This window comes from Shewanella sp. cp20 (genome assembly GCF_000832025.1).
GTDB lineage: Bacteria > Pseudomonadota > Gammaproteobacteria > Enterobacterales > Shewanellaceae > Shewanella.
Map to the genome: position 1 here is coordinate 1 of NZ_JPII01000010.1, position 12,525 is coordinate 12,525.

At 55.6% G+C, this 12,525-nt stretch carries 12 protein-coding genes; 9 read left to right on the forward strand and 3 right to left on the reverse strand.

The annotated features are described in order from the left end of the window. The 7 genes from DB48_RS03690 to glpK all read left to right on the forward strand — a co-directional run. Positions 1-1,114, forward strand: a 1,114-nt coding sequence (locus DB48_RS03690; RefSeq protein ID WP_041508991.1) for a 2-isopropylmalate synthase, incomplete at its 5' end; no start/stop codon positions are given. Positions 1,115-1,169: 55 nt separating this feature from the next. Further along, entirely contained in the window at positions 1,170-2,264 is a 1,095-nt protein-coding gene (gene leuB / locus DB48_RS03695) for a 3-isopropylmalate dehydrogenase (RefSeq protein WP_041508992.1), read from the forward strand. Beyond that, entirely contained in the window at positions 2,264-3,664 is a 1,401-nt protein-coding gene (gene leuC / locus DB48_RS03700) for a 3-isopropylmalate dehydratase large subunit (RefSeq protein WP_041508993.1), read from the forward strand. The genes leuB and leuC overlap by 1 nt, the downstream gene beginning before the upstream one ends. A gap of 9 nt (positions 3,665-3,673) precedes the next feature. Beyond that, positions 3,674-4,279, forward strand: a complete 606-nt coding sequence (gene leuD / locus DB48_RS03705; RefSeq protein ID WP_041508994.1) for a 3-isopropylmalate dehydratase small subunit — start codon at positions 3,674-3,676, stop codon at positions 4,277-4,279. A 567-nt stretch (positions 4,280-4,846) separates the two neighbouring features. Next, entirely contained in the window at positions 4,847-6,199 is a 1,353-nt protein-coding gene (locus tag DB48_RS03710) for an outer membrane protein transport protein (RefSeq protein ID WP_041508995.1), read from the forward strand. A gap of 205 nt (positions 6,200-6,404) precedes the next feature. Further along, positions 6,405-6,896, forward strand: a complete 492-nt coding sequence (locus DB48_RS03715; protein ID WP_041508996.1) for a nuclear transport factor 2 family protein — start codon at positions 6,405-6,407, stop codon at positions 6,894-6,896. 11 nt (positions 6,897-6,907) lie between these two features. Next, positions 6,908-8,404, forward strand: a complete 1,497-nt coding sequence (glpK, locus tag DB48_RS03720; RefSeq protein WP_041508997.1) for a glycerol kinase GlpK — start codon at positions 6,908-6,910, stop codon at positions 8,402-8,404. A gap of 5 nt (positions 8,405-8,409) precedes the next feature. Here the strand turns inward: glpK and DB48_RS03725 are convergent, their stop codons facing one another. The 3 genes from DB48_RS03725 to DB48_RS03735 form a co-directional block, all read right to left on the reverse strand. Next, positions 8,410-8,706, reverse strand: a complete 297-nt coding sequence (locus DB48_RS03725; RefSeq protein ID WP_041508998.1) for a hypothetical protein — start codon at positions 8,704-8,706, stop codon at positions 8,410-8,412. 104 nt (positions 8,707-8,810) lie between these two features. Beyond that, complete coding sequence (locus DB48_RS03730) at positions 8,811-9,935, reverse strand: PepSY domain-containing protein (protein ID WP_052813646.1); 1,125 nt, start codon at positions 9,933-9,935, stop codon at positions 8,811-8,813. After that, a complete protein-coding gene (locus DB48_RS03735) occupies positions 9,932-10,642 on the reverse strand; it encodes a hypothetical protein (RefSeq protein WP_041508999.1) in 711 nt (236 codons plus the stop codon). The genes DB48_RS03730 and DB48_RS03735 overlap by 4 nt, the downstream gene beginning before the upstream one ends. 414 nt (positions 10,643-11,056) lie before the next feature. Here DB48_RS03735 and mraZ point away from each other — a divergent pair, with 414 nt between their 5' ends. Then, positions 11,057-11,515 (forward strand): division/cell wall cluster transcriptional repressor MraZ, encoded by a 459-nt coding sequence (mraZ, locus tag DB48_RS03740; RefSeq protein WP_033539377.1) that lies wholly within the window; start codon positions 11,057-11,059, stop codon positions 11,513-11,515. A 33-nt stretch (positions 11,516-11,548) separates the two neighbouring features. Continuing rightward, positions 11,549-12,490, forward strand: coding sequence for a 16S rRNA (cytosine(1402)-N(4))-methyltransferase RsmH (rsmH, locus tag DB48_RS03745; RefSeq protein WP_041509000.1), 942 nt, complete (start codon positions 11,549-11,551; stop codon positions 12,488-12,490). Positions 12,491-12,525: the final 35 nt, after the last annotated feature.

Sequence of the window (12,525 nt, forward strand, 5' to 3'; positions counted from 1 at the left end):
CATGGTCGAGGCCGCTATCAAGGCGGGTGCCAAGACGATCAACATTCCCGACACCGTGGGCTATACGGTGCCGAGCGAGTTTGGCGGCATCATTCAAAATCTGTTTAACCGTGTGCCTAATATCGACCAGGCGGTGATCTCGGTGCACTGTCATGACGATTTAGGCTTGTCGGTGGCTAACTCCATCACCGCGGTGCAGCACGGGGCGCGTCAAATCGAGTGTACCGTTAACGGTATCGGCGAGCGCGCCGGTAACTGCTCCCTGGAAGAGATCGCCATGATCATCGCCACCCGCAAGGCCAGCCTAGGGCTGGAGACGGGGATCAATGCCAAAGAGATCCATCGCACCTCTAACCTGGTGAGCCAGCTGTGTAACATGCCGGTGCAGGCCAACAAGGCGATCGTCGGCGCCAATGCCTTTACGCACTCCTCGGGTATTCATCAGGATGGTGTACTCAAGTCGCAAAACACCTATGAGATCATGACGCCAGAGAGTATCGGCCTTAATCGCAACAACCTGAACATGACCTCCCGCTCCGGCCGTCACGTGATCAAACATCGCATGGAAGAGATGGGTTACGGCGAGCAAGACTACGACATGGACACCCTGTATGAGGCCTTCCTTAAGCTGGCCGACAAGAAGGGCCAGGTATTCGATTACGACTTAGAGGCGCTAGTGTATGTGGAGGCTCAGGCGGAAGATGAGAACCACTATGGGCTGCAGCAGCTGGTGGTGCATTCGGATTCTACCCAGGGGCAGGCGACAGCCACAGTGACCTTAAGCATCGACGGCGAGTCGGTGACCGAGGCCGCTACAGGTAACGGCCCGGTCGATGCGGCCTACAAGGCGATTGCCCGCGCCAGTGGCTGTGAAGTTAACATCAGCAGCTATCAGCTCAGCGCCAAGGGAGAGGGGCAAGATGCCCTGGGGCAGGTGGATATCACCGCCAACTACCATGAGCAGAGTTTCCACGGCGTCGGCCTGGCGACCGATGTGGTCGAGGCCTCGGCCGCGGCGCTGATCCACGTGATGAATCTCACTTGGCGTGCCGACAAGGTGGCCGAGAACAAGCACAAGCTAAAGCAGGCGCGCACCGAATTGGGCGGCGTATAACAAATTTCAAATTTAACAGTATAAAGACAATTAATTGCAGGGAGTCACTTGAGGTATGAGTTATCAAGTCGCGGTATTGGCCGGTGATGGGATAGGTCCCGAGGTCATGGTCGAAGCACGTAAGGTGCTAAAGGCGGTTGAAGAGCGTTTCTCGTTGGATATCGAGTATAGCGAGTATGATGTGGGCGGTGCGGCCATCGACAAGCATGGTTGTCCCTTACCCGAGTCGACCCTGAAGGGGTGTGAGGCGGCCGACGCCATCTTGTTCGGTTCTGTGGGCGGCCCTAAGTGGGAACACTTGCCGCCTAACGATCAGCCAGAGCGTGGCGCCTTGCTGCCGCTGCGGGGGCATTTCGAGCTGTTCTGTAACATGCGTCCGGCTAAGCTGCATGGTGGCCTGGAGCATATGTCACCGCTGCGAAGAGACATCTCGGCCGAGGGCTTCGACGTGCTGTGTGTACGCGAGCTAACCGGTGGCATCTACTTTGGCAAGCCAAAGGGGCGTCAGGGAGAGGGAGAGCAAGAGGAAGCCTTCGACACCATGCGTTATAGCCGCCGCGAGGTGCGCCGTATCGCCAAGATAGCCTTCGAGGCGGCTCGCGGTCGTCGTAAGAAGGTGACCTCTGTGGATAAGGCCAACGTGCTGGCCTGCTCAGTCCTGTGGCGCGAGGTGGTCGAAGAGGTGGCCAAGGATTTCCCCGATGTAGAGCTGGAACACATCTATATCGACAACGCCACCATGCAGTTGCTGCGCCGTCCCTTCGATTTCGATGTGATGCTTTGCTCTAACCTGTTTGGTGACATCATCTCCGATGAGATCGCCATGCTGACAGGTTCCATGGGCTTACTCTCGTCGGTGAGCCTGAACAGCGACGGCTTCGGCCTTTATGAGCCCGCCGGAGGCAGCGCGCCGGATATCGCCGGCCAGGGCATAGCTAACCCGATTGCGCAGATCCTGTCTGCGGCGCTGTTACTGCGTCACAGCCTCAAGGAGGAAGCGGCAGCCAAGGCGATTGAAGACGCGGTCGCCAAGGCATTGAGCGATGGCTATTTAACTGGAGAACTCTTGAGCGCGGATCAGCGTGACAAGGCAAAATCAACCCGCGAAATGGGCGACTATATTGCCCAGGCAGTCAGAGAGGCAAACTAATGGCGAAGACACTCTATGAAAAGGTATGGGACAGCCATATTGTAGCCGCCCCCGAAGGGGAGGCGCCACTTATCTATGTGGATCGCCATCTGGTACATGAGGTGACGTCCCCTCAGGCCTTCAGCGGCTTAAAAGTCGCGGGCCGCAAATTAAGGGCGCCAGAGAAAACCTTCGCCACCATGGATCACAACACCTCGACCAAGAGCGCCAGCCTGGATGCACTCAGTCCCATGGCGCGCACTCAGGTGGAGACCCTGGCACAAAACTGTAAAGAGTTTGGCGTGCGTCTATACGACATTCATCACAAGAATCAGGGGATCGTCCATGTGATGGGCCCCGAGCTTGGCATCACATTGCCGGGCACAGTGATCGTTTGCGGCGACTCGCACACCGCGACCCATGGCGCGTTCGGCGCCCTGGCCTTCGGCATTGGCACCTCTGAGGTGGAGCATGTGATGGCCACCCAAACCCTGCGTCAGCTCAAGGCCAAGACTATGAAGATCGAGGTGCGTGGTCACGTGGCCGAGGGGATCACCGCCAAAGATATCGTGCTGGCCATCATAGGCAAGATAGGCATGGATGGCGGCACTGGCTATGTGGTGGAGTTCTGCGGTGAGGCGATTTCGGCCCTGTCGATGGAGGGCCGCATGACCGTCTGTAACATGGCGATCGAGATGGGGGCCAAGGCGGGTATGATAGCGCCGGATCAGACTACTATCGATTACCTCGAAGGTCGTGAGTTTGCCCCTAAGGGCGAAGCTTGGCAGCAGGCGGTCGCCGCCTGGCAGGCGCTGAAGTCTGATGATGATGCCGTGTTCGATGCCCATGTGGTGTTGGAGGCGAGCGATATCGCCCCGCAACTGACCTGGGGTACCAATCCGGGCCAGGTGGTGGCCATAGATGAGTGTGTGCCTAACCCCGCAGATGAGTCGAATCCTACGGTTAAGGCCAGTATCGAGAAGGCGCTCGATTATGTGGCGCTGACTCCTGGTACTCAGATGACAGACGTCAGCATCAACAAGGTGTTTATCGGCTCCTGTACCAACTCGCGAATCGAAGATCTGCGCTCGGCGGCTCACCAGGCCAAGGGGCGCAAGGTGGCTGAGGGCGTCACGGCAATCGTGGTACCCGGCTCTGGTCTGGTAAAAGAGCAGGCGGAGGCGGAAGGTCTGGATAAGATCTTCATCGACGCCGGGTTTGAGTGGCGCCTGCCGGGTTGCTCCATGTGTCTGGCGATGAACGATGACAGGCTGGAGGCGGGGGATCGCTGCGCCTCCACCAGTAACCGTAACTTCGAGGGGCGTCAGGGGCGCGGTAGTCGCACTCACCTGGTGAGTCCTGCCATGGCCGCCGCTGCGGCGATTGCCGGTCACTTTGTCGATATTCGCAAGCCATACTAGGAGGGAGCGATGCAACCATTTACTACACACACAGGGCTTGCGGTGATCATCGACAGTGCCAATATCGATACGGATCAGATCATCCCTAAGCAGTTTCTCTCCAAGGTCACCCGTGACGGTTTTGGGGTTCACCTGTTCCATGACTGGCGTTACCTGGATGATGCCGGCGATCAGCCTAACCCAGAGTTCAGCCTGAATCAGCCGCGCTATCGGGGGGCCTCCATCTTGCTGGCCAAGGAGAACTTTGGCTGTGGCTCGAGCCGGGAGCATGCGCCCTGGGCCCTGGCAGATTTTGGCCTTAAGGTGATCATCGCGCCTAGCTTTGCCGATATCTTCTATGGCAACGCCATCAACAACGGCCTGTTGCCGGTGCGCCTAACCGAGGCGGAGGTGGTGCAGCTAATGCAGGAGGTTGAAGCCGAAGAAGGGTCGCAGGTAAGCGTGGATCTGCAGGCGCAGACGGTGACCTCACCCTCGGGAGCAAGTTTTAGCTTCGAGATTGCTCCATCGGCGCGCCATAATTTGCTCAACGGCCTGGATGCCATAGGCATCAGCCTAGGTTATGCCGATGCGATAGCAGGTTATGAGGCCGAGATCCCAAGCTGGCGTGCCTAACTTCTAGTGCCTAATGTTTAGTGCCTAAAACCAGAAAAGGTGAGCCGGTTTTAGCGCTGTTATAGCGGGCTCATGCCAGTTGGCGTACATCTGTACCTTAGAGGATATGAATCAAGCCGATCGCAGTTTTCTGCGGTCGGCTTTTTGTTTACATTAGCGGCGATGAATCTTGTTAAGCACTTAAATTTCAGGTGTTTACGTTTGGTTTTTGCCGTGAGATTGCTAGGTGTTCAACAGCCTAGTGATTTATGCTGGTGGTTTTGTTTTTTTCAGGCGTACAAGTGTCATTTTAATGTTTCTCACTTAGTTAGTTGTTTTTATTCGTTTTTGTCTGTTTCTGTTGATTTGTTTGAATCCCATTAAGTGAACGTTGATCACATTTTTACGCTTTGGTGAGTGTTTAAAAATCGGTTGTGGTCGGTTTTTGTATGCTAATTAAGCACCTCGGTCAGCATAATTCGCTTAAATTGATTATTTGCTTGTAAAGATATTCTGCATCAGTAGACTGCGGCTCACTCAATGACTGGAGCCTTTGCTCTAGGTTGTCATAATAACAAGAGAGCCATGATGAAGAAGCATATTTTATCTTTAGCTGTTGTTGCCGCTATCGCTGCACCGCTGTCTCAAGTTCAGGCCGCTGGATTTCAACTTGCCGAATATTCTGCCACGGGTCTAGGCCGTGCCTTTGCGGGTGAGGCGGCCATGGCCGACAACGCCGCCGCGCAGGCGCGTAACCCTGCGATGTTGACCTATCTCGAGGGGCGTCAGCTATCACTGGGTGGTATCTATGTCATGCCAAACGTCGATGTCGAGGGTGATGTCACCCTGGCTTCGCCGGTACTCGGGCCACAGCCTGTCACTATGAACGCCGATGCCTTAGACGTGGCGGGCGACGCGCTGGTCCCCAACTTCTATTACTCGAATCAGCTTAACGATCAGTGGACCTGGGGCTTAGCCGTTAACTCTAACTATGGTCTGGCGACCGAGGTGCCGAGTACACATCCTACCGCGATCTTCGGTAAAGAGACCTCTGTAACCACAGTCGAGTTTAATCCTAACCTGGCTTATAAGATCTCTGAGGCCTTCTCTGTGGGCGCGGGTCTGCGTATCGTCTATGGCGAAGGTAAGATTGGCGCTTCGACACCGGCTTGGGTCGACGGTATCAAGGCGATTCCTACGCTGCCCGCCGAGGTGGCCGGCGCGCTACCACCGGGTGGCACTAGCCTGAAATCGATGGAAGGCGATGATATCGGCTATGGTTGGCAGTTGGGTGCCAGCTGGCAGATCAACCCGGCGCACCGTATCGGTCTGGCCTATCACAGTGGTGTCGAGCTGGAGCTTGATGGTCACGCCTCTGGCCTGATCTACAACGGTGGTCAGGATGTGGAGATCGAGGGTTACATGCCGCTCGAACTACCGGCCTTTGCCGAGCTTGCCTCTTTCCATCAGCTGACCGAAAACTGGGCCATGCATGCCAGTGTGAACTGGACCCAGTGGAGCGTGTTCGATCGCTTGGTGGCTTATTTCCCTGGCGAGCAGAAGCCTGTGGGTGGCCTGGAGTCTGACCTGGTGAAAGTCGAGAACTTCAAAGACAACTGGCGTTTCGCCCTGGGTACCAGTTATCAGCTAAACGATAAGTGGCTGGTACGTGGCGGTGTGGCGCTGGACAAGACGGCGGTCGAAGATGAGTATCGCACCATCACCATCCCTGATTCTGATCGTCTGTGGTTCAGTGCGGGCGCTGGCTACCAAGCCTCTAAGAACCTGACGCTGGATTTTGCCGTGACTTACATCAAGGCCCACGGCGATGCACCGATCAACGAGACCATGAACCTGATGAATCTGGCTCAGGTGAGCTTTAGCGGTGAAGCGGGTGGCGATGTCTGGCTGGTAGGTGCTCAGCTAAGCTATAAGATGTAACTCGCCTACGGATTATTGAACGCAAACCGAAATGCCTCACCTAGTGAGGCATTTTTTTATCTGAATATTTATTGGCTATCTGAACTTCATCGGATTATATTCGTCTAATTATCAACATTTTTTTAGCTTAATTGCATTCATTGATTGCCGCTCGGCTGAGGCTCTTGGGGCAATAGGTGCGATAACCAACAATAAGAGGTGTCCCATGAAACCCTATCTTCTGGCTGCAAGCATAGCGTTACTGCCACCGTCGGCCTTGGCCGACCCGAGTGCGACGCAAGTGGTGAAAGGGTTTATCGACGCCTACAACCAACACAGTGTCGAGCAGATGCTGACCCATGTATCGGACGATGTGCGGTGGATGCATATCTCTGGCAGCAAGATAGAGGTGGAAACCTCGGATAAGGCGCAGTTCGGCGCCGCCATGACAGATTATTTCGAGACCCTCACCGGCGCCCAGGCTAGCATCATAGAGCTGATCGAATCGTCTCACTTTGTCAGCACGGTAGAGCGTGTGACCTGGGAAAACGATGGTGAGCAACTCAGTCAATGCAGCATAGGGAATTTCCGTGTGCAGGACGGTAAGATCGCCGAATTCTGGTATCTGCCCGCCCACGCCTGTGACGAGCAGCTCGAGGCCGTACAGGAGGTTGAGCCAGCACCTATGGTCGATCCGAATCAGCCTAGCCAGCAGTAGCGGAGGCGTTCGTGCAGCAGAAGTATGTAATTGCGCTCGATCAGGGCACGACCAGTTCACGTACCATCATCTTCGATCATGACGCCAATGTCGTGGCCATCTCCCAACGAGAATTTTCTCAGATCTACCCTAAGGCGGGTTGGGTGGAACACGATCCCATGGAGATCTGGGCCTCCCAAAGCTCGACCCTCATCGAGGCCCTCGCCAGGGCGGGGATTCACAGCGATGAGGTGGCTGGCATCGGCATCACCAATCAGCGTGAAACCACCATCCTGTGGGACAAGAGCACAGGCAAACCTGTCTATAATGCCATCGTCTGGCAGTGTCGTCGCAGTCAGCCTCTGTGCGAATCTCTGAGAGAGGCGGGTTATGAGGAGTACATCAGGCAAAATACCGGTCTAGTGTTAGATCCCTATTTCTCGGCCACCAAGATCCGCTGGATATTGGACAATGTCGAAGGTGCTAGAGAGAAGGCCGAGGCCGGTGACTTGCTATTTGGCACCATAGATACCTGGCTGGTGTGGAAACTCACCGAGGGTAAGGTGCATGTCACCGACCCTACCAATGCCTCGCGCACCATGCTGTATAACATTCACCAGCAGGCCTGGGATCCCGTGCTCCTCGAGGCCCTGGATATTCCCGCGAGTATCCTGCCCGAGGTGAAGCCCTCCTGCACCGTGTATGGCAAGACACGTATCGCCGGGGAGGGGGGCGAGATCCCCGTGGCTGGCATCGCGGGGGATCAACAATCGGCCCTATTTGGTCAGCTGTGTATCGACGAGGGGATGGCCAAGAACACCTATGGCACAGGCTGTTTCCTGTTGATGAATACCGGCTTACAGGCGGTGCAGTCTAACCATGGCCTGTTGACCACCATCGCCGTGGGGCCTAAGGGTGAGGTGAACTATGCCCTAGAGGGCTCGGTATTCATGGGGGGCGCCACCATTCAGTGGTTACGTGATGAATTGGGACTGATTCGCGATGCCCAAGACACCGAATATTTTGCCCTCAAGGTCAATGATAACAATGGCGTGTATCTGGTGCCTGCCTTTGTGGGGCTTGGGGCGCCTTATTGGGACGCCAGCGCCCGCGGTGCCCTGGTCGGCCTTTCCAGAGGCGCCAATCGTAACCATATCATTCGCGCCGCACTCGAGGCGATCGCCTACCAGAGTCGGGATCTGCTCGATGCCATGACCAAAGACAGTGGCGTCGAGTTGAAACAGCTCAAGGTCGATGGTGGTGCCGTGGCCAACGATTTTCTGATGCAGTTCCAGGCGGACATTACCGATGTCGAGGTGCAGCGTCCTAAGGTGACGGAAACCACGGCCATGGGCGCGGCATTCTTGGCGGGGCTAGCCGTAGGCTTCTGGCAATCGACGGCCGAATTGAAGCACAAGGCGGGTGTCGAGCGCTGCTTTAATCCTGCTATTGCGGATGAAGAACGTGAGGCCTTGTATCTGGGCTGGAAACGCGCGGTTGCCCAGGTGACCAGCGAGTCACTGAGCTAGGAATATTAGACGTCGATATCGATATGGGGCAGTGGTGAATCCAGTGCCTCTTCTTCGGCCTGTTTCTGCGCCTGCTGGCGTCGCGACTGGCCGCGGCGATCATCGCGTCCGGGTCTGGGGTTGATGCGCCTGTCGCCGCGACGACGACGTTCCAGGTGGGGCGGCAGCTGCGACTGAGGCGCCTCATGGCTGTCGGCATGGATGGGATCCGTGTGTTCCGTTTGTTCCACCACACGCTTACGCTTCACGACCTGCTGTACCGGCCTTGCTAACATGGCATACAGGCTATCTAGGGAAAGCATCTCTCCTCCTTTTTAGGTTAGGTGTAACTCCTCTAACCTATCTATCGGCTGCTTTTGCTTAAAATTTAGACACCTGTTTGTTATTTTTGTTCAGAGAGCCGTTTTTACTCAAGAGGGCTGCTTTCGTTCACAAGGGGGGCTTGGGCCGGCTTTAAGGCGGGTTCGACCTCTGCCTGCGCCTTTTGCCAGTATCTTAGCTGGGCGCGGCTAGTGAGGGCGAGTTTGCCTTGGTGGCCGTTGTGCTGACAGCTGAGGCGAATCCCCTGAGCCAATAGCTCTTCCTTGAGACGCGCGCGCTCCTCTGGAGTCGGCTGTGGAGCTTGGTCCACAAAGCGCACGCGGCACATGCCACAATGACCGCCACCGCCGCACTGACTGGCGATCCGATTTCGGTCATGATTGAGGTTATCCAGCAGATTACCAGGCGCCAGAGTGATATTTTCAAGCGGCTCACCGTCGGGGGAGAGCAGAGTCAGCTGACTCTCCTTCTTGCTTGCGCGGCTAATTAGCTGCCAGCTGATATAGTCGCCTGCGGCAAGTTTACGTACCAGCACCCAGGTGCCGCTGAGTCCGAGCAGCAGGGCGGCGAAGGCAATCAGCTGGGTGGCGAGATGATTGAAGCTCACGCCATTGTCGGGGAAATAGTCGATAAAATGCAGCATGAAGAGTAGCTGCTTGAATCCTGAGCCTAAATTCTCATGGGCCTTGACCTGGCCGCTCTGACCATCGATGAAGATCTGCGTGCTCCGCTCATCGTGAGTGTCGATGCGGTAGAAGGCCGGATTGCCCCCATAGCGCTGCGCCGCTGCCTCATCGAGTATCGGCTCGAATAAGACAGCTTCTTCCCGGTAACTCTGCTTGGCAAGTCGCGTCAATTGCTCCCTATTGAGGTTTACCGCCTCGCCGGTATCGGCCCAAAAGGCATGGCTCCCGTTGCTCGTCTTGATGCGATAGATGGGGCGATCGAGCAGTGTATTGAGCTCGACCCGTTTAAGGTCTATCTGCTTGGTGCCACTGCCTGTGAGCTGCGTCGTTATCTCGGCAAGCGTCACTTTGGGGGAAATCAACTGGGCCTTTGCGGGCTTGGCGCGCAGGGCGTTGGCATCTAGTAATGGATCGTCAATCAGGTTAAATGCCAGGCCGGTCAGGGTCCAGATGAGAAACTGGGCACCGACGATGAGGCCCAGGATGCGATGTATGCTTCTCGCGTTAATCATATTTAGACTCATGCGGCCTCCTCCTCGCCACGCTTAAAGGCGATGAGCAGAAGCAGGGCACCGGAAAGCGCCGTGAGTAGTGCCAGCAGGCTAAAGCCTGTCAGTAATGGATTGTGCACATCTTCTCGGGTGTCATAGTCCATGATGTGTAGCATCCACATGACATCGAACAGACGCCAGAAGTCGTGGCGCTTGGTGACCAACTCACCGCTACTGGCCGAGATATAGAGGCGTGAGTCGAAGGCATCGTTTAGGTTTATCTGCCACAAGGGCAGATGTCGTCCGCCGACTTCGGCGGGTGCCGACTCGGTTAACAGCTCGGCGCTGGCGGCGGATAAGTTGCCAGGGTAGAGGCGGGCGGCGACCTTCATGGCCGCCTGCTGGCTTAATGGTTCAAGCGACTCACCATCTCGTCCCGAGAGGTACAGGGGCTTACCTGCTAGATTGAGTTTATAGACAGGGCCGAGCGCGGTAGGCAGCAGCTCGAGCTTGGTGGCCTCGGGATAACGCGAGAGGATTGCCTCGGGTGAAATGCTGGCGAGTTTTCCCTCTAGGGTGAGTTGACTGTCATCGACGAGATGATCGCCATGGATATAGTCGATATCCATCAGCACCATGTAGAGACCGGAAATTAACCAGATGAGCAGTTGTGCCCCGAGAAAGAGGGTCAACCATTTGTGTGATTTTCGAAGCCAGCGGCCTTGTTTGGGAGTCAGCATAATTTTGTGTTTTTATTGGCCATCATAGGGATCAAGCGGCGTTTGAGCAAGCCATAATGGCTCAGAGTCCAATCGTTTAGGGTCGAACAGGCATACAAGTTTCATCTGCCTATGTGGATCCTGGCGATCATGGCCTCAATTTGGGACGGCGATCCACTTATCGATCCACTAAAGCCTGTAGGCCCTCCACTTCTGTTTGTTTTTTCAACATATTTGTCCTCGAAATTCCCACAAATCTCCCCTGGTTTGACTGTAGTTACAAATTTACAAACTGGCTGCTAACCCGCTTGAATACTGGCTTTATAAATGGTTGCATCCCTTGACAATGCTTGCACACTATCTCTAAACTTAGCATTTGTGGGAAATTGTGGATATTTGTGGATCTATTAACCAGAAAAACAAGGACGAGCTAACGTGTTTCGTGGAGCGAGTGCTATTAATCTTGACGCCAAAGGCCGGATCGCGATCCCCAAGCGATACCGCGAGAGCCTGCACGTCGAATTTAATAGCCAGCTGGTGATCACGGTCGACTTCGACGCCGCCTGTTTACTCATCTATCCACTCGAGGCTTGGAAACAGATAGAAGCCAAGCTGTTATTGCTGTCAGATACCCAGGGACCCGAGCGCGCCATGAAGCGGCTGCTACTCGGTTATGCCCATGAGTGCGAGTTAGATAGCAATGGTCGCATTTTACTTCCCCCACCGCTACGTCAATACGCCAATCTGGAAAAGCACGCGATGCTGGTGGGCCAGTTGAACAAGTTTGAGCTGTGGGATGAGGCGGCCTGGCAGCAACAGATTGAACTTAGCCGTGAAACGATTCAAAGCGATGCCTTTGCCAACAGCGAGCGTTTGGCGGACTTCTCTTTGTGATAAGAGAATAACCATAAGTTAAAGAAGAGAGCGATGACTCAAGAATTTGCGCATTTATCCGTGCTGCTGACGGAAACGGTAGCCGGACTCAACATCAAGCCTGACGGCATCTATATCGATGGCACCTTCGGTCGCGGCGGACACTCGCGCGAAGTGCTCAAGCAACTTGGCCCCAATGGCCGCCTGGTTGCCATAGATCGCGATCCTCAGGCGATCGCTGCCGCAGAGCAATTTGCCGATGATGCGCGCTTCTCTATCGTTCACGGTGGATTTGGCCAGTTGGCCCAATATGTCGACGATCTGGGCCTGAGAGGCAAGATCGACGGCATACTGTTCGATTTCGGTGTCTCTTCGCCGCAACTCGACGATGCCGAGCGTGGCTTTAGCTTCCTGCGTGACGGTCCGCTGGACATGCGCATGGATAACTCCCAGGGGGAGACGGCTGCCGAGTGGCTGGCCCGCGCCGAGATAGAAGATATGGCCTGGGTATTTAAGACCTATGGCGAGGAGAAGAACGCTCGCCATATCGCCCGCTGCATCGCCGCCGACAGAGACAAGACGCCTTTCCTGCGTACCAAGGAGCTGGCGGATCTGATTGCCAGGGTGAGCAAGAGCAAGGAGCGCAACAAGCATCCGGCCACCCGCGTATTTCAGGCGATCCGTATCTATATCAACAGCGAGCTGGAGCAGATCGATCAGGCGCTGGAAGGCGCGGTGACCGTGTTGGCTCCTCATGGACGCCTGTCGGTGATCAGCTTCCATTCGCTGGAAGATCGCATGGTGAAGCGCTTCATTCGCCGCCATAGCCAGGGCGAGTCGGTACCCCATGGGTTGCCGCTCACCGAGGCGGAAATTAATAAGACACGATTACTCAAGGCCGTGGGTAAGGCAATTAAGCCGTCGGCCGAAGAAATTGACCGTAATGCCAGGGCGCGTAGCTCAGTGTTGCGGGTTGCCGAGCGATTAGAGTACTAATCCCGTCGAGCAGACGTGAGAGACTAGGGGAACGC